Here is a 17741-nt window from a genome sequence, read left to right as displayed (position 1 = left end):
CCTCGCCGGGTACGGGCCTGCGGCTTCGCCGGGGCGGATGGGTAGCCCGGTACGGGCACGACGTATCGCCCGGCCCGGGGTCCCGGCGGGGGACCGCGGGCACGGCGTGGTCCCGGCGCGCGCACCGCACGGCGGCGGTCCCCGGCCGTTGTCGGTGGTCGCCGATACTCTCGCTCGTATGGCTCTCTCCACGTCTCCCGAAGCACCGATCCCGGTCGGCCAGGTGTCGCGGCTGATCGGCGGGTGGATCGACCGGCTCGGCGCCGTCTGGGTCGAGGGGCAGATCACCCAGCTGTCGCGGCGGCCGGGCGCCGGGGTGGTGTTCCTGACGCTGCGCGACCCGTCACACGACATCTCGCTGAGCGTGACGTGCTATCGCCGGGTCTTCGACCAGGTGGCGGACGTGGTGAGCGAGGGCGCCCGGGTGGTGGTGCACGCCAAGCCGGAGTGGTACGCGCCGCGCGGCCAGCTGTCACTGCGGGCCGCGGAGATCAAGCCGGTCGGCGTGGGCGAACTCCTCGCGCGGCTGGAGCAGTTGAAGAAGTCCCTGGCGTCCGAGGGCCTGTTCGCCCTGGACCGCAAGAAGCCGCTGCCATTCCTGCCGCAGCTGATCGGGCTGGTCTGCGGCCGGGCGAGCGCCGCCGAGCGGGACGTCCTGGAGAACGCCCGGCACCGCTGGCCGGCCGTCCGCTTCGAGGTGCGCAACGTCCCGGTCCAGGGGGCGCGCGCGGTGTCGGAGGTCATCGAGGCGGTACGGGAGCTGGACGCGCTGCCCGAGGTGGACGTCATCGTCGTGGCGCGCGGCGGCGGCAGTGTGGAGGATCTGCTGCCGTTCTCCGACGAGCGGCTGGTACGGACGGTCGGCGCGGCCCGCACCCCGGTCGTCTCCGCGATCGGCCACGAGCCGGACACCCCGCTGCTCGACCTCGTCGCCGACCTGCGGGCGTCCACCCCGACCGATGCGGCGAAGAAGGTCGTACCGGACGTCGGCGAGGAGCTGACGCGGGTGCGGCAGCTGCGGGAGCGGGCGCTGCGCGCGGTCGACGGTTTCCTGGAGCGGGAGGAGCGGGGGCTCGCGGCGGCGCTGAGCCGCCCGTCGATACGCCATCCGCAGCGGATGGTGACGGACCGCGCCGAACAGGTCGAGGCGCTGCTCGGCCGCGGCCGCCGGACACTCGGCCATCTGCTGGACCGCGCCGACTCGGAGCTGTCCCACACCCGGGCCCGGGTGGTCGCGCTCTCCCCGAAGGCGACGCTGGAGCGCGGTTACGCCGTCCTGCAGCGGCGCGACGGTACGGCGGTGCGCTCCCCGTCCGAGGTGACCGACGGCGAGGAGCTGCGGGCACGGGTGTCCGAGGGCGGCTTCACGGTACGGGTCGGCGACGACGGCGACGGCGCTGTCACACCCAGCGCTTAGTCTGGACGGCATGGCGAAGGCGGAGACGGACGAGATGGCGGACGCGGAGCGCGGTGCGGCCGATGAGCAGACCCCTGAGCCCGTGGCGCCCGTGGACTCCACCCTCGGTTACGAGCAGGCGCGGGACGAGTTGATCGAGGTCGTCCGCAGCCTGGAGGCCGGCGGCACGACGCTGGAGGAGTCCCTGGCCCTCTGGGAGCGCGGCGAGGAGCTGGCAAAGGTCTGTCGCCGCTGGCTGGACGGCGCCCGTGCCCGCCTGGACGCGGCCCTCGCCGAGTCGGACACGGCCGAGGGGGACGGCGACCGGGGCTGACCCCCGGGGCGGCGGGCCAACCCCGTGCCCGGCGGCGGGAGCCGCGGCGGTGAGGTCGCCCGATCGGGGCCGCCCCGGTAAGGTCGCCCGATTCGGGCCGCCCCGGTGACGTCGACGGCGTCCGGCTGACGCGGTGACGTCGGTGGGTTCCGGCTACTGCCCCGGTGAGGCCCGCCGGGTCCGGTGCCGCCCGTGGACCGCGAACCGCAGGCCCCGAACCACAGGCCCGGGTCACGGACCGACTCGCACCCGCCGCCCGCCTACGGGCACGACGCGACCCGTACACCACACCGTGAACCCCCTCACACCCCTCGCCGCTTTAGTTGAAAATTAATCTAACTCGGCTACAGTGGAGCGCCTAGACATCACCGGATCGGCAGCCCCGACCCTCCCCTATCTGACTCACCGAGGTGCTTCCATGTCTCTCGCCCTTGACGCCGCCGCCCAGGACCTCCTCTTCCGCGAGGCCCAGACCGCCAACACGTTCACGGACGAGCCGGTGACGGACGAGCAGGTCCAGGCCATCTACGACCTGGTGAAGTTCGCGCCGACCGCGTTCAACCAGTCGCCGCTGCGCCTCACGCTGGTCCGCTCCGAGGACGCCCGTAAGCGCCTGATCGCCCACGCCATGGGCGCCAACGGCCCGAAGACGCTGGCCGCGCCGCTGACCGCCATCCTCTCCGTGGACCTCGACTTCCACGAGAAGCTGCCGCAGCTCTTCCCGCACGCCCCGGGCGTCAAGGACGCCTTCTTCTCCGAGGCCGCCGTCCGCGAGGTCGCCGGTACCCAGAACGCCACCCTGCAGGCCGGTTACTTCATCCTCGGCATCCGCGCCGCCGGGCTGGCCGCCGGCCCGATGACCGGCTTCGACTTCGCCGCCGTCGACAAGGAGTTCTTCGGCGACGGCACGCAGAAGTCCTTCCTCGTCATCAACTTCGGCAAGCCGGGCCCCGACGCCTTCTTCCCGCGTTCGCCCCGCCTCGACTACGCCGAGGCCGTCACCACCGTCTGAGCCCGGACGGCCGCCGCCCCCGGTGGCGCCCGGCACACGAAGGCCGCCGCTCCCCCTACGGGGTGCGGCGGCCTTCGTCGTCGCTCCGGGGCGCGGGCCCGGTCAGCCCTTCTTCGCCACCAGGGCCGCCGCCAGCTCGGCGAGGCGGCCGTACGGCGCGGTGCCGGTGACCACCGTCGTCACACCGGGCTCCTCGCGTACCAGCGCGTTGTACTTCTCGCCCTTGTAGCGGTCCCACTTCTTGCTGCCGACGGCCTGCTCACCCTTGGCGCGCGTGGCGCCGAGCGTGACGTCCTGGATGAACTTCTCCGCGGGCGCGTCGCTTTGCTCCACCGCCGCGTACTGCTCCTCCGGGTCGAGCAGCCCCAGATGCCAGGCGCCGCCCTTGCCGTCCTCGGTCGCGCGGTACGACACGGAGGTCGCGCGCCAGGTCTTCGGCAGCCCCTCCGGCGCGGCGACCGGGTACGGCGCCGCCCGGCGGGCCGTGGCGATCTCGACGCGGGTGTCGACGGTCTGGACCGCGTTCTTCTCCGCGGTACCGCTGTCGTCGTGCGGGATGAAGATGTAGATCGCCGCGACGAGCACGCCGATCACTGCCAGCGACAGGACCATGTCCCGTACCGTTTGTCTGCCTCGCATTCCAGCCACGTCCCTATCGTCCCCCATGGCCCGGACGATCAGGACACGGCCCCCGCGGCGCCGTGCAGATACCCCGGGTGCGGCCCGTTCCCGCCGGTCGCCGCACCGCTCATGCGAAGGGCCGCCTGCTCAGTTTCGCGGCGTACCGATAAAATCGTAGACACCCTCAGACCTGCGGCAGTAGCCGTACAGAAAGGTGCGCTCGTGTCCGAGCATCAGCTCCCGTCCCCCCTAGAGGTCAGCCCCGAGGCCCCCGACCGCAACCTCGCCCTGGAGTTGGTCCGGGTCACCGAGGCCGGCGCCATGGCGTCGGGCCGGTGGGTCGGGCGCGGTGACAAGAACGGCGCCGACGGCGCGGCGGTCAAGGCGATGCGCGCCCTGATCCACACCGTGTCGATGGACGGCGTGGTAGTGATCGGCGAGGGCGAGAAGGACAACGCCCCGATGCTCTACAACGGCGAACGCGTCGGCGACGGCACCGGCCCCGAGTGCGATGTGGCCGTCGACCCGGTGGACGGCACGACGCTGACCGCCAAGGGCATGGCCAACGCCGTCTCCGTGATGGCCGTCGCCGAGCGCGGCTCCATGTTCGACCCGTCCGCGGTCTTCTACATGGACAAGCTCGCCACCGGCCCCGAGGCCGCCGACTTCGTCGACATCAACGCGCCCGTCGCGGTGAACATCAAGCGCATCGCCAAGGCCAAGCGCTCCGCCGTCGAGGACGTCACCGTCGTCATCCTGGACCGGCCGCGCCACGACGGTCTGGTCAAGGAGGTCCGGGAGGCCGGCGCCCGCATCAAGTTCATCGCGGACGGCGATGTGGCCGGCGCGATCATGGCGGCCCGCGAGGGCACCGGCGTCGACCTGCTGCTCGGCATCGGCGGCACCCCCGAGGGCATCATCGCGGCCTGCGCGCTCAAGTGCCTCGGCGGCGCCCTCCAGGCCAAGCTGTGGCCCAAGGACGACGCGGAGCGGCAGCGCGCCCTCGACGCCGGGCACGACCTGGACAAGGTCCTGGCCATCGACGACCTGGTCAAGGGCGACAACGTCTTCTTCGTCGCCACCGGCATCACCGATGGCGACCTGCTGCGCGGCGTCCGCTACCGCGCGGACACCGCCTACACGCAGTCCCTGGTGATGCGCTCGAAGTCCGGAACGATCCGCCAGATCGACTCGCAGCACCGGCTGTCGAAGCTGCGCGCGTACAGCACGGTCGACTTCGAGCGCCCGAGCTGATCCGGGCGACGGGCGGCGCACCGCGCGCGTCCCGGCGGGAGCCGTTCGGCTGCTCCCCGGGACGCGCGCGCCGTGCCGCCCGTGCTCAGCCCGCGGCCGGCATCCGGGTCTGACGCGGGATGTCGGCCTCGCGGCGGCGTCGCCGGGTGAGGACGACGCGCCGCTCGGCGGCGGTCAGGCCGCCCCAGACGCCGTACGGTTCGGGCTGGAGCAGGGCGTGCTCGCGGCATTCGAGCATCACGGGACAGCGGGCGCAGACCCGCTTCGCCGCCTCCTCGCGCGCCAGCCGGGCGGCGGTGGGCTCCTTGGACGGGGCGAAGAAGAGTCCGGCCTCGTCCCGGCGGCAGGCGGCCTCGGCATGCCAGGGGCCGGCCTCGTCACGTGAGGGGACTCGCTGGGACGGGACGGCAGCGGCGGCCTGCAGGGGCTGTTGCGGTAGCAGCACGGTCTACTCCTGACGACGGCTTCGGCGAAGTGGGCGGCACCCTGGTCCGTCCCTCTGCGCACGGCGCTTCGCAGCCCGCCGCCGTACGAGAGACGATGCCCCCAGCCCTACCCGCTGTACCCGCGCTTATGCACACCGTGGTGATCGGGAACGGGCTCCGGGGCGCCGCCGCGAGGCGATCCGGACGCCGGCGCACGCGGGTGTCGCGGGCCGTCCCGCGGACGCCTACGCCGCGCCGGACCGTCCTGGGCCACTGGGCCGCCCCGGGCCGCCCACCGTCAGTGGTCGTCCTTGCGGAAGCGGTCGTGGCGGTCGTACCGCTCCACGCGCCGGGCGTCGTGGCGGTCGTGGCGGTCCTCGCGCAGTTGCTCGCGGAGCTGGTGGCGGTCGTCGCGCAGTTTGCCTATGAGGTCGCGGACCCAGGCGCCGCGCTTGGGCCTGGCCTCCACGCTGCCGAGGAGTGCGTAGCCGTTGACCTGGACGACCGGGGCGTCCGGCTCGACCGCGTCGTTGGTCGCCACCTCGAAGGAGCCCAGCACGCCGGAGCCGCTGCTGCGCAGGGTGAGGTTCTCCGGGACGCGGATCTCGACGCTGCCGAAGATCGCGGTGACGTTGATCTGCACCTGCTGCTGCGGGAAGAGCGCCTCGGTCAGGTCGATCTCGACGCTGCCGAAGATCGCCACGGCGTTGATCCGCGCCGGGACCCGCCAGCGGCCCTTACGGGTCGAGGCGCTGAAGACGGCGACCAGGCTCTGGTCCGGCACCGGCGCGGCGTGCGCCTCGGCGGCGGGCCGCTGCGGCGCCGTGTGGCCCGCGTGGCCCGGTGCGGGCAGGTCCCGCACCATCGGCTCCAGCTCGCCCAGGGTCTTGGCGCGGTAGACCACGTCGATCCGCTCGGCGTGCTCCTCGGCGTCCAGCCGTCCCTCGGCCAGCGCCTCCCGCAGGATCTCGGCGATCCGGTCGCGGTCCGCGTCCGACGCCCGGAGGTCGGCCTCGGCGACGGGCTCGGTCATGTCGACCGGCCGCCGCTCCTGACGCGCGGGCTGCCGACCGCTGTCGTCGCGCGGTCCGGCGGGGGTCGCGGGGTCGGTCCCCCGGTTGTCAGCATCCACAGCCCCAACATACCCAAACGCGATACATCGCGAACAGGGATTCGAGGCATCCGGTCACGTCGGGGCACATCTCCGGGGCGCCTCAGGGCAGCCTTCCGGGATGCGTCAGGGTCGGCTCTCAGAGGCGCGCCGCCGCCCCTCGTACGCCCCCAGGGCGACTGAGCCTTACCTCACAGCCGTCGCGTCCCGTCAGGGTTCTACGCTGGTCGGTGCTGCCGCAGATGCCAGCGGAACCCCCTGTCGAGTGAGGAATGGCCCCCATGCCCCCCGTCTCCCGCCCCTCCGGCCCCGCATTCGCCTACACCGATCTGCTCCCCGTAGGCGCGGACACCACCCAGTACCGCCTGGTCACGTCGGAGGGCGTGAGCACCTTCGAGGCGGACGGCCGTACGTTCCTCAAGGTCGAGCCGGAGGCGCTGCGCAAGCTGGCGGCCGAGGCGATGCACGACATCGCGCACTACCTGCGCCCGACGCACCTCGCGCAGCTCCGCAAGATCCTCGACGACCCGGAGGCCAGCGCCAACGACCGGTTCGTCGCGCTGGACCTGCTGAAGAACGCCAACATCGCGGCGGCGGGCGTGCTCCCGATGTGCCAGGACACCGGCACCGCCATCGTCATGGGCAAGCGCGGCCAGCAGGTCCTCACCGAGGGCGGCGACGAGGAGGCGCTCTCGCGCGGCATCTTCGACGCGTACACCCAGCTCAACCTGCGGTACTCGCAGATGGCCCCGCTGACCATGTGGGACGAGAAGAACACCGGTTCCAACCTCCCGGCGCAGATCGAGCTGTACGCGAACGACGGTGACGCCTACAAGTTCCTCTTCATGGCGAAGGGCGGCGGCAGCGCCAACAAGTCGTTCCTCTTCCAGGAGACGAAGGCGGTCCTCAACGAGACCTCCATGATGAAGTTCCTGGAGCAGAAGATCCGTTCGCTGGGTACGGCCGCCTGCCCGCCGTACCACCTGGCGATCGTCGTCGGCGGCACCTCCGCCGAGTACGCGCTGAAGACCGCCAAGTACGCCTCCGCGCACTACCTGGACGAGCTGCCCGCCGAGGGCTCGCCGACCGGCCACGGCTTCCGGGACAAGGAGCTGGAGGAGAAGGTCTTCGAGCTGACGCAGAAGATCGGCATCGGCGCGCAGTTCGGCGGCAAGTACTTCTGCCACGACGTGCGCGTGGTGCGCCTGCCGCGGCACGGCGCGTCGTGCCCGGTGGCCATCGCGGTGTCCTGTTCGGCGGACCGCCAGGCGGTCGCGAAGATCACCGCCGAGGGTGTCTTCCTGGAGCAGCTGGAGACCGACCCGGCGCGCTTCCTGCCGGAGACCACCGACGAGGAGCTGACCAAGGGCGCGGGCCCGGACCTCGACGCGGTGAAGGTCGACCTGAACCGTCCGATGGACGACATGCTGGCCGAGCTGACCAAGCACCCGGTCAAGACGCGGCTGTCGCTCACCGGCACGCTGGTCGTCGCCCGTGACATCGCCCACGCGAAGATCAAGGAGCGGCTGGACGCCGGCGAGGAGATGCCGGAGTACCTGAAGAACCACCCGGTGTACTACGCCGGTCCGGCCAAGACGCCCGAGGGCTTCGCGTCCGGTTCGTTCGGCCCGACGACCGCGGGCCGGATGGACGCGTACGTCGAGCAGTTCCAGGCGGCCGGCGGCTCGAAGATCATGCTCGCCAAGGGCAACCGCTCCCAGCAGGTCACCGACGCCTGCGCGGCGCACGGCGGCTTCTACCTCGGCTCCATCGGCGGTCCGGCGGCCCGCCTCGCCCAGGACTGCATCAAGAAGGTCGAGGTCCTGGAGTACGAGGAGCTGGGCATGGAGGCGGTCTGGCGGATCGAGGTCGAGAACTTCCCCGCCTTCATCGTCGTCGACGACAAGGGCAACGACTTCTTCCAGGACCCGGCGCCCGCGCCGACGTTCACCAGCATTCCGGTGCGTCAGGGGGTGTAGTCGCCAGGGGCGTACGCGGGTGCCGCGCGCGCCCCGCGCAGCCCTTGGCGCGCCCCGCCGGTCCGGCCGTCACCCCGTGCGGGGTGGCGGCCGGACGCGTTCTGCCGGTATTTCCCCCGGCGCCCGATTCCGGGGAATTCCCCACTTCCGTACGGGAGTTGCACGCGGCGACGCGGGCACGGGCACGCAATATCACCGTGTTAGCCTCTGATGGCTTTATCGGCCGGGAATGCCGGTCGCTGCGCGGTTCGTCGTACGGGAGTCATCGATGTACCGGTTCGATTCCAGGGATTTCACGGTCGGCGCCGGACGGCCGGACCTGCCGAGAAATCGAGCCGAACGCCGGACGCGCCGCCACAGCGCGGCCTTTTCTCCCGTTCCCTGAGCGCCGTGTCCCGCGCGTCACGAGGCCGACGGCCGCCCGCTCACGGCCCTGCCGGGGCCCGTCCCACAGCGCGGAACGCCCGGTTCTCCTCCTGCGCGGTGCCCTTTCCCCCGCGCCCGGCCCGCCATTCCGTAAATCCTCCGGCGGGAATACCGGCGCGGCGGACGCGGCACCGCGAAGCAGCCCCACCCCGGTATCCCTCTCCCCGGCATCGGCCACCGGCCGATGCCGCCGTGCGGACCGTCCCCGCGGGCCACGGCCGGACGGTGGCGAGGCAGCAATTCAGCGATAGTCGATAGTCCAGCGATCATGGTGAGTCGAATGAGTGCGGTAGGCGTCGCCTTCGAGATTCCGTCGGTCTTCCGGGAGGTCGTTCCCGGGCTCTCCACCGAACAGGCGGAGGCCGAGGTGAGAGCGCGCCTGGAAGTCGACGGCGGGGCCGGTCCGCCGTCCGGACGGATCGCCCGGCTCACCACGGAGTACGCGAGGGCATCGGCGCTGCTCGCGGCCACGGGCATCCGCTACGCCGCCACCTGCTTCGGCCGGTTCCGCGGCGCCTGGTCGATGGGGACCCTGACCCTCGGACTCTCCCCGCTCGCCTATCGGGACACCGCTGCCGCGGTCGCGGGCATGGGCGCCGTCCTCGCCGAACACGGCTCCGGTACGGAGGTCAGCACCCTGACGCTGCCGTGCGGCCCGGCGACGCTCGCGGTCCGGCGGCCGGAGCCGCTGCGGATATCCGCGGAAGCCACGGGAACGTCCGGCGCGGCCGACCCGGCGGGCGCGTCCGGTGCGCCCAGCGATGGTGCCGCCCTCGACGTGTCCCAACTCCAGGTCTTCATCCCCGTACCGCCGGACGCCGTCCCCGGGGCGCAGACGCTGGCCACGGTGACGTTCAACACCCCCAGCACCGACCACTGGGCGGACTATTGCGCGCTGTTGTTGCCGTTTCTGCGAAGCGTGCGGTTCGTGCCGAGGGGGACGCGGGACGGAGCTCCAGATGGCCCGGTGGCCGGTGCCGTGGCGGTCGGGGCCGCCGGGTGACCGGGGTGGGAAGGGTGCCGCCGCCGCCGTGTCGTCGTCCGGTCGATCAGGGGTCCGCGGTATGAGAACAGCGCTGTACGCCGTCCTCATCGTCCTCGCGTGCGGCGCCGTGTGCGCCATCGCCGTCTCCCTCTGGAGTGGCACGGTGGGCACCTCGTCCCGGCGCCGCAGACGCCGGGAGGAGATCCTCCGCTCCTTCGACGGGCGGCCGGAAGTCAAGGTCCGGGTCACCGGAACGGGGATGTCCGCCGAGGAGACGGCGCTGCTCGGCCACCGGTACGGCTGCGCCGTCACCCGGTGGGAGACCTCGCGGGGCGGGCCGACGTCCCTGGTCATGCACCGCACCACGGGCCTCGCGCCGGCGCCCGGCTTCGGCCCGCCGCCTCCGGATGTACGGCGCGCCTTGGCGCAGGCTCCGAATCCCCGGGCGCGATCACGGCAGATCGGCGCCCTGGTGGCCATGGGCATCGGAACCGGGGCCGCGGCGATCAACCGTTTCCGTTCGGGTGAGGTTCATGTCCTCGCAGGCATGGTCGCGGTCGTGTTCTTCGGCGGCGCGGTCGCGCTGGCGCTGTACGACCGGGCGGCCCGGCGGCGGACCGATGTGCCGCCCCCGTACGCGCCTCCGGGGACGCAGACGCCGCCGTACGCACCGCCCGGCGCGCCCGGTGCCCCACCCGGCGCATAGCCCTCGCACGCGCCGATGCCCCGCCCCCAACACAGGGGCGAGGCATCGGCGTTGTCGGGATGGAGCCGACGGTTCAGGACTGGGGCCTGCTGCCGTGGTTGGCTCCGTTCTTGCTGCGTGCCTTCTTCTTGCGGCGTCGCTTCGAGGACATGCGCTTCTCCCTTCACCGAGGTGCTTTCGACGAGATTCCACCCTTCCACACCGGGGCCCGCGAAGCGATTTCGGCCGTCGGCACCGGTGCCCCCCGGGGAGCGTCGGCGGCATGACCGTATGGCGTCTTCCGTCACCGGGGCCGCCTCCCTACGCTGCGGGGTCCGACGACGTCGTGAGGAGCGGCCGTGGCAGAGCAGGGACGCGCGGGGCGGCGACGGGCGGGCGGGGCCGGTCCGGGGCTGCGGCGGGACGCCGTGGGGCTGCGGGAGGTGCTGTTCCAGAGTGTGACGTCGATGGCGCCGGCCGCCGCCGTCGCGGTGTCGATCCCGGCGGGGGCGGCGTACGCGGGCGGGGCGCTGCCGCTGTCGGTGCTGATCGCTCTGGTGGCCTGCCTGTTCACCGCCTCGTCCGTCGCGGAGCTGGCCCGGCAGCTGCCGTCGGCCGGTTCGGTGGCGACGTACAGCGCCCAGGGGCTGCACCCCGTCGTCGGCTTCCTGGTGGCCTGGACGTATCTGCTGGTCGAGGCGTTGGTACCGGCGTTGCTGCTGCTCCAGTTGGGGTTCACGGTCGCGGACACGCTGCACCAGGAGTGGCCCGGATATCCGGCGGACCTGTGGTGGCCGTGGGTGGTCGCCGGGGCGGTGGTGATCGTGGTGACGGGGTTCTACGGGATACGGGCGTCCGCGCGGTTCGGCACCGTCCTCGGCGTGTTCGAGGTGCTGGTCTTCGTGGTGCTCGCGGTGCTGCTGATCGCGGCCGCCGGGCGGCACAACACCCTGACGGTGTTCGGGACGTCGCACACCCCGCCGGACCACCCCGGGCTGTCCGGTGTCATCGCGGGCTCGGTCTACACCGTGCTGGCGTTCGCCGGGTTCGAGGCGGCGGCGCCGCTGGCGGAGGAGGCCCGCGATCCGCGCCGTACGCTGCGCCGCGCGGTCCTCGGGGCGGCGCTCTCCGTCGGGCTGCTGTTCGTCCTGACGACGTACGCGATCACGGTGTACGTGGGGCCGGACGCGTTCGCCTCCTTCGGGCCGTCCGGGGCGGCGTCCTGGGACGGGGTGGCCCGCGCGTCCTATGGGGCGTTCTGGGTGCTGATCTTCCTGGCGGTGGTCAACTCGACGGTCGCCAACGCCAATGCGGCCACCAACGCCTCGACCCGGACGGCCTTCGCGCTGGGCCGGGACGGGCTTTTCCCCCGGGCGTTCGCGCGGGTGCATCCGGTGCACCGCTCGCCCGTCGTGGGGCTGGCGGCGCAGTTCGTGATCGCGCTGGGCGCGGCGCTGCTCCTCGGCCGGGCGTACGGCCCAAGGACCGCGTTCCTGCTGCTGGCGACGGTGGTGGTGACCGCGATCATCGCGGTCTATCTGCTGACCAACGCCGCCTGCGCGGGGTACTTCCTGCGCCGTCGCCGCGCCGCGTTCCGCCCGATGCGCCATCTGCTCCTCCCGCTGCTGGGCATCGCCGCGTTCACCCCGGCGCTGCTCACCGCCGCCGGGATCCCGGCGTTCCCGTTCGTCGAGAAACTGACCGCGCCGGTCTCGTACGCGGGTGCGGGGGTGGCCGGTTGGACGGCCGTCGGGCTGGTCGTGGTCACGGTGGTGTGGCGTCGGCGGCCGGACGCGCTGGCGGTGACCGGACTCGTCGGCATCGAGGCGGAGGCGGGTCCGGAGGCGGGTCCGGAGGCGGGCCCGGCCACCGGCCCGGCCCCGGCGGACGGCGCGCGGGCGGGCGCGTCCGAACCGGCGGCGCGCCCCGGCGCGCCCCACTCCCCCGCACGCCCCGCCGCGTCCGGCCCCGCCGCACTCCCGGACGCGTCCCGGCCCGGCGCCCCGCCCGAGCCGTCCGATCCGCCCCACGATGAGGAGTCCCGATGACCGACCCCGCCGACGACCCGCGCGTGCTCACCGTCCGGCCCACCGCGCAGGAGTACGCCTGGACGTTCGGCGGCGCGCCGCCCGTCGCGCGGATCGCGCCCGGCACCGTCCTGGACGTGTACACCGAGGACTGCTTCGGCGGGCGGGTGCGTACCGCCGACGACCTGGTCTCGCGGGTCTGCGCGTTCCCGTACGTCAATCCGCAGACCGGGCCGTTCCACGTCGAGGGCGCCGAGCCCGGGGACACCCTGGCGGTGCACTTCGTCTCCGTCGAACCGCGCCGGGACTGGGCGGCGTCGACGACCGTGCCGCTCTTCGGGGCGCTGACCGCCACCCACGCCACCGCCGCGCTGCATCCGCCGCTCCCCGAGGCGGTGTGGATCTGGCAGCTCGACCGGGAGCGGCGGCTGTGCCGCTTCACCGCCCGGGACAGCGACCACACGCTGACGCTCCCGATGGAGCCGATGCACGGCACGGTCGGGGTGGCTCCGGCCAACCTGGAGGTGCGCTCCGCGCTCGTCCCGGACGCGCACGGCGGCAACATGGACACCCCGGAGATGCGCGCGGGGGTCACCTGCTGTCTCGGGGTGAACGTCGAGGGCGCGCTGTTCAGCCTCGGTGACGGGCACGCGCGCCAGGGCGAGGGCGAGACCTGCGGCGTCGCCGTCGAGACGGCGATGCACACGGTGGTGATCGTGGAGCTGCTGAAGGGCGTCGCAACGCCCTGGCCGCGCATCGAGTCCGACACCCATCTGATCTCGACCGGTTCGGCGCGCCCCTTGGAGGACGCCTTCCGCATCTCGCAGCTGGACCTGGTGCAATGGCTGGCGCGGGACTTCGGGCTGAGCGAGCTGGACGCGTACCAGTTCGTGACGCAGGCGGTGGAGTCGCCGCTGGCCAACGTCTGCGACAGCAACTACACCTGCGTCGCCAAGCTCCGCAAGGAGTGGCTGCCCCCGGCCGAGGTGCACGGCGGGCTGCACGCCGAACTCCGCAGGCGGGCCGCCGCGCTGCGCTGACCACCGGGCGCCACCGGGTGCCACCGGGTGCCACGGGCGTGCGGGGCCGGCGCACCGGGCGTCCCGCGCGCCGGGGCGCCCCGGATACCGCGGCCCGGTCCCGTACGGGACAACCCCCGGACCCGTACGGGAACCACGGCCCGCCGCCGTACGGCCCCCGGGTCCGACGTCCTATCGTGGACCCATGTCCGCACCTGAGTTGATCCGCATCGTCTCCCGTGACTCGCCGATGGCGCTCGCCCAGGTGGAGCGGGTGCGCGCCGAACTGTCCGCGCTCCATCCGGAGGTGCGCACCGAGGTCGTCCCCGTGAAGACCACCGGGGACAAGTGGCTGGGCGATCTGTCGCTGGTCGAGGGCAAGGGCGCGTTCACCAAGGAGGTCGACGCGGCGCTGCTGGCCGGTGAGGCCGATCTGGCGGTGCACTGCGTCAAGGACGTGCCCGCCGACCGGCCGCTGCCCGCCGGGACGGCGTTCGCCGCGTTCCTCAAGCGTGACGACGTGCGCGACGCCCTCATCCACCCCGGTGGGCTCACCCTGGACGAGCTGCCCGCCGGGACCCGTATCGGCACCTCCTCGGTGCGCCGCCGGGCGCAGCTCGCCGCCTCGCACCCGCATCTGGAGTGCGTACCGATGCGCGGCAACGCCAACCGCCGGATGGAGAAGCTGGCCGCGGGCGACGCGGACGCGCTGCTGCTCGCGGTCGCCGGTCTGGAGCGCATCGGCCGTCCGGACGTGATCACCGAGGTGCTGTCCACGGACGCGATGTGTCCGCCGATCGGCGCCGGGATCCTGGCGCTCCAGTGCCGCGAGGGCGACACGGAACTGATCGACGCCATCAGCCCCCTGGGTGACCCGGCCGCCCACCGGGAGGCGACGGCGGAGCGGATGTTCCTCCACGTCCTCCAGGGGCACTGCAACTCCCCGATCGCCGGGTGCGCCCGCGCCGAGCGCGGCGGCGATCTGTCGCTGCGCGCCTGTGTGTTCACGCCCGACGGCAAGACGGTCCTCAACGCCCACGAGTGGGCCGGGCGCCTCGACCCGGCGACGCTGGGCACGTCGGTGGCGGTGGCGCTGCTGCGGCAGGGTGCCCGCGAGCTGATCGACGGCATCGCGCACTGAGTCCGGCGGTCACCGCGCCCGTTTCCGGCGCTCCCCGGGGGAGCGCCGGAATGTAGCCCGCACGGGGCATTACCAGCGGTAACCCACGGTCGTCGGGAACACCGCGGAGCCGCCGGACGCTGTGCCCGTCGGAGGTGGCGAAGGTGAGCGACAGGACGGCACGGCAGGACAGCACAGCGGGCGCGGAGTACCGCATCGAGCACGACTCCATGGGCGAGGTGCGGGTGCCCGCCCACGCGAAGTGGCGGGCGCAGACCCAGCGGGCGGTGGAGAACTTCCCCGTCTCCGGGCAGCGGTTGGAGCGGGCCCATATCGAGGCGCTGGCCCATATCAAGGCCGCCGCGGCCCAGGTCAACGCCGAGTTGGGCGTGCTCGACGCCGAGGTGGCGCGGGCTGTGGCCGAAGCCGCGGAGGAGGTCGCGGCGGGCCGGTGGGACGAGCATTTCCCCGTCGACGTCTTCCAGACCGGCTCCGGCACCTCCTCCCACATGAACGCCAACGAGGTCATCGCGACGCTGGCGAGCGAGCGGCTGGGGCGCGACGTCCACCCCAACGACGAGGTCAACGCCAGCCAGTCGTCCAACGACGTGTTCCCGTCGTCGATCCACATCGCGGCGACGGCGGCGGTCACCCGCGATCTGATCCCGGCGCTCGACCATCTCGCGGCCGCCCTGGAGCGCAAGGCGGCCGAGTTCGCCGAGGTGGTCAAGTCGGGGCGGACGCATCTGATGGACGCGACGCCCGTGACGCTCGGGCAGGAGTTCGGCGGGTACGCCGCGCAGGTACGGTACGGCGTCGAGCGGCTGCATGCCTCGCTGCCCCGGCTCGCCGAACTCCCGCTGGGCGGCACGGCGGTGGGCACGGGCATCAACACCCCGCCCGGCTTCTCCGCCGCGGTGATCGAGCGGGTCGCCCGCACCACAGGACTGCCGCTCACCGAGGCGCGCGACCACTTCGAGGCGCAGGGCGCGCGCGACGGCGTGGTGGAGATCAGCGGTCAGCTGCGGACCATCGGGGTCGGCCTGACGAAGATCGCCAACGATCTGCGCTGGATGGCGTCGGGCCCGCGCACCGGCCTCGCCGAGATCGCCCTGCCCGATCTCCAGCCCGGCTCCTCGATCATGCCGGGCAAGGTCAACCCGGTGATCCCGGAGGCGGTGCTGATGGTCGCCGCGCAGGTCACCGGCAACGACGCGACGGTCGCCGCGGCCGGTGCGGCCGGTAACTTCGAGCTGAACGTCATGCTCCCGGTGATCGCCAAGAACGTCCTGGAGTCCATCCGCCTGCTGGCCAACGTCGCCCGGCTGCTTGCGGACCGCACGGTCGACGGCATCACCGCCCATGCCGAACGGGCCCGCGAGTACGCCGAGTCGTCGCCGTCGGTGGTCACCCCGCTCAACAAGTACCTCGGGTACGAGGAGGCCGCGAAGGTCGCCAAGAGAGCGCTCGCGGAACGGAAGACGATCCGTCAGGTGGTCGACGAGGGCGGCTATGTGGAGCGGGGGCTGCTGACGGCCGCGCAACTTGACGAGGCGCTCGACGTGTTGCGGATGACGCACCCGTGACGGCGCGGGCGTCCCGCGTCACGGCGTACGCCGGCGCCCTTCCGGCCCTGCCTCGCGCCGCCGCCCGCGGCACCCTGTGGGCGGACGGCGAAAGGGCCGCGGCAGGCCCTAAGATCTGGCCATGACAGCGGAGAGGGCGGGGACCACGGCGGGGGCGCCGGCCGGGCACGAGGCTCCCGGGCCGCGGCGGGCGGCGGTACCGGCCGCGCGGTGGGCGCCCGGCACTCACATCCTGTGGCGGTACCGCGACAACGCCGACGCCGCACGCTTCCACATCTGCCGCCCGGTGACGGTGGTCCGGGACACCGAAGACCTGCTGGCGGTGTGGATGGCGCCCGGCACCGCCTGTGTGAAGCCGGTGATGGCCGACGGCACCGCGGTGCACCGCGAGCCGCTGGCGACGCGGTACACCAAGCCGCGGCGAATCTCGTACGACCGCTGGTTCGGTACGGGCGTGCTGAAGCTGGCGCGGCCCGGCGAGCCGTGGTCGGTGTGGCTGTTCTGGGAGCGCGAGTGGCAGTTCAAGAACTGGTACGTGAATCTGGAGGAGCCGCGCGCCCGTTGGGCGGACGGCATCGATTCGCAGGACCACTTCCTCGACCTGTGCGTCTACCCGGACCGCAGCTGGGAGTGGCGGGACGAGGACGAGTTCGACCAGGCGCAGCGGGACGGGCTGATGCCACCGGGGCAGGCAGCGCGGGTGCGGGCCGCGGGCCGGGCGGCGGTGGAGCGGATCGCCGCGTGGGACGCGCCGTTCCGGGACGGCTGGGAGGAGTGGAGGCCCGATCCGGCATGGGAGCTGCCGTCGCTGCCGCAGGACTGGGACCGTGTCCCCGAGCGTTTGCGGTAGTGAGCGGGCGAAGAGAGGAAAGGCGGAGACGGGCGAGTGAACGGGGCGAACGGTGGAAAGACGCGCCTATGGGCAACTCCTCCGCCCGCTTGGCGGGCAGGGTGCCGAGCCCCCTTGCTATGCCCTGGGCCACGAACCGTAGGATCGTCCTCCGCGAGACTGCACAGGCGCAACTCCACCCCATACAACCGAACTTGACCGCGGTCGCAGGAGAGGCGAGGTCGTGAGCGCTGACAACTACGACAAGTACGAGGGCCTGAACCGGTTAGCTCTGGACCGGGCGGGCCAGGCCGAGGCGTTCGACGCGATCGGCGACCGCTACGACGAAGCGTTCCCGCACAAGGACGGACAGGTGTCGTCCGCCGCATGGCTGGCCGGTGAACTGCCGCCCGGCTCGCGGGTGCTGGACGTCGGCTGCGGCACCGGTCTGCCCACCTCCCATCAGCTTGCCGAGGCGGGCCATCGGGTGGTGGGCATCGACCTCTCCCACTCGATGGTCAAGCTGGCCGGGGACAATGTCCCCGGGGCGGAGTTCCACCGGCTGGACGTCGCGGAGCTGCGAAACGGTTCGCTGGGCGGCCCCGGGTCGTTCGACGGGATCACGGCGTACTTCACCCTGCTGCTGCTGCCGCGCGCGGAGATTCCCTACGCGCTGCGGATGCTGCATGATCTGCTACGGCCGGGCGGGGTGATGGCCCTGTCCATGGTCGAGGCCGATGTGGACGACTTCACGATTCCGTTCCTGGGCAACTCGATCCGGGTATCGGGTTTCCTGCGCGAGGACCTGCGCCGTGTCGTGCGCGACGCGGGTTTCGACATCGCCGGGGAGGATTCCTACGCGTACGCCCCGGCCAGTACGGACGTACCACCCGAGATCCAGCTCTTTCTGCACCTGCGACGCGCTTGAGACG

The 17741-nt window shown here is 72.7% G+C and carries 16 protein-coding genes; 13 read left to right on the top strand and 3 right to left on the bottom strand.

What is annotated here, in order from left to right:
* Positions 1–178: 178 nt before the first annotated feature.
* The 3 genes from xseA to OG422_RS20595 all read left to right on the top strand — a co-directional run bounded on the left by xseA (position 179) and on the right by OG422_RS20595 (position 2742).
* Positions 179–1417 (top strand): exodeoxyribonuclease VII large subunit, encoded by a 1239-nt coding sequence (xseA, locus tag OG422_RS20605; RefSeq protein ID WP_405744187.1) that lies wholly within the window; start codon positions 179–181, stop codon positions 1415–1417.
* 10 nt (positions 1418–1427) lie between these two features.
* Complete coding sequence (locus OG422_RS20600) at positions 1428–1730, top strand: exodeoxyribonuclease VII small subunit (protein WP_405744185.1); 303 nt, start codon at positions 1428–1430, stop codon at positions 1728–1730.
* A 418-nt stretch (positions 1731–2148) separates the two neighbouring features.
* A complete protein-coding gene (locus OG422_RS20595) occupies positions 2149–2742 on the top strand; it encodes a malonic semialdehyde reductase (protein WP_143943990.1) in 594 nt (197 codons plus the stop codon).
* A 102-nt stretch (positions 2743–2844) separates the two neighbouring features.
* Here OG422_RS20595 and OG422_RS20590 read toward each other — a convergent pair whose 3' ends face one another.
* The gene (locus tag OG422_RS20590) at positions 2845–3381 is read right to left on the bottom strand and encodes a DUF4245 domain-containing protein (RefSeq protein ID WP_143943992.1); all 537 of its coding nucleotides are present in this window, start codon (positions 3379–3381) and stop codon (positions 2845–2847) included.
* A 204-nt stretch (positions 3382–3585) separates the two neighbouring features.
* Here OG422_RS20590 and glpX point away from each other — a divergent pair, with 204 nt between their 5' ends.
* On the top strand, positions 3586–4617 hold the full coding sequence (glpX, locus tag OG422_RS20585; protein WP_143943991.1) for a class II fructose-bisphosphatase: 1032 nt from the start codon (positions 3586–3588) through the stop codon (positions 4615–4617).
* 85 nt (positions 4618–4702) lie between these two features.
* Here the strand turns inward: glpX and OG422_RS20580 are convergent, their stop codons facing one another.
* Together OG422_RS20580 and OG422_RS20575 are read right to left on the bottom strand one after the other, a co-directional pair.
* Positions 4703–5062, bottom strand: coding sequence for a WhiB family transcriptional regulator (locus tag OG422_RS20580; RefSeq protein WP_030288011.1), 360 nt, complete (start codon positions 5060–5062; stop codon positions 4703–4705).
* 278 nt (positions 5063–5340) lie between these two features.
* A complete protein-coding gene (locus OG422_RS20575; protein WP_405744182.1) occupies positions 5341–6174 on the bottom strand; it encodes a DUF1707 domain-containing protein in 834 nt (277 codons plus the stop codon).
* A gap of 260 nt (positions 6175–6434) precedes the next feature.
* Between OG422_RS20575 and OG422_RS20570 the strand changes: the two genes are divergently transcribed.
* The 9 genes from OG422_RS20570 (at position 6435) to OG422_RS20530 (ending at position 17737) form a co-directional block, all read left to right on the top strand.
* The gene (locus OG422_RS20570; protein WP_405744180.1) at positions 6435–8132 is read left to right on the top strand and encodes a fumarate hydratase; all 1698 of its coding nucleotides are present in this window, start codon (positions 6435–6437) and stop codon (positions 8130–8132) included.
* Between the two features lie 706 nt (positions 8133–8838).
* A complete protein-coding gene (locus tag OG422_RS20565) occupies positions 8839–9561 on the top strand; it encodes a hypothetical protein (RefSeq protein WP_405744178.1) in 723 nt (240 codons plus the stop codon).
* Positions 9562–9622: 61 nt separating this feature from the next.
* Positions 9623–10249, top strand: coding sequence for a hypothetical protein (locus OG422_RS20560; RefSeq protein ID WP_405744176.1), 627 nt, complete (start codon positions 9623–9625; stop codon positions 10247–10249).
* 338 nt (positions 10250–10587) lie between these two features.
* Complete coding sequence (locus OG422_RS20555; RefSeq protein WP_405744174.1) at positions 10588–12276, top strand: amino acid permease; 1689 nt, start codon at positions 10588–10590, stop codon at positions 12274–12276.
* Positions 12273–13295 carry an acetamidase/formamidase family protein gene (locus OG422_RS20550; protein ID WP_405744172.1) on the top strand — a complete coding sequence of 341 codons (1023 nt, stop codon included), beginning with the start codon at positions 12273–12275 and terminating at the stop codon, positions 13293–13295. Before OG422_RS20555 ends, OG422_RS20550 begins: the two co-directional genes overlap by 4 nt.
* Before the next feature lie 184 nt (positions 13296–13479).
* A complete protein-coding gene (hemC, locus tag OG422_RS20545) occupies positions 13480–14415 on the top strand; it encodes a hydroxymethylbilane synthase (protein WP_405744170.1) in 936 nt (311 codons plus the stop codon).
* Between the two features lie 143 nt (positions 14416–14558).
* On the top strand, positions 14559–15980 hold the full coding sequence (locus tag OG422_RS20540) for a class II fumarate hydratase (protein WP_405744169.1): 1422 nt from the start codon (positions 14559–14561) through the stop codon (positions 15978–15980).
* A 121-nt stretch (positions 15981–16101) separates the two neighbouring features.
* Positions 16102–16830 carry a DUF402 domain-containing protein gene (locus tag OG422_RS20535; RefSeq protein ID WP_405744167.1) on the top strand — a complete coding sequence of 243 codons (729 nt, stop codon included), beginning with the start codon at positions 16102–16104 and terminating at the stop codon, positions 16828–16830.
* Between the two features lie 223 nt (positions 16831–17053).
* On the top strand, positions 17054–17737 hold the full coding sequence (locus OG422_RS20530) for a class I SAM-dependent DNA methyltransferase (protein ID WP_405744165.1): 684 nt from the start codon (positions 17054–17056) through the stop codon (positions 17735–17737).
* The last annotated feature ends 4 nt before the right edge of the window (positions 17738–17741 follow it).

Origin of the sequence: Streptomyces sp. NBC_01525, from assembly GCF_045040405.1 — a bacterium.
GTDB classification, from domain to species: domain Bacteria; phylum Actinomycetota; class Actinomycetes; order Streptomycetales; family Streptomycetaceae; genus Streptomyces; species Streptomyces benahoarensis.
This window is presented reverse-complemented; position numbering and strand designations above follow the sequence as displayed.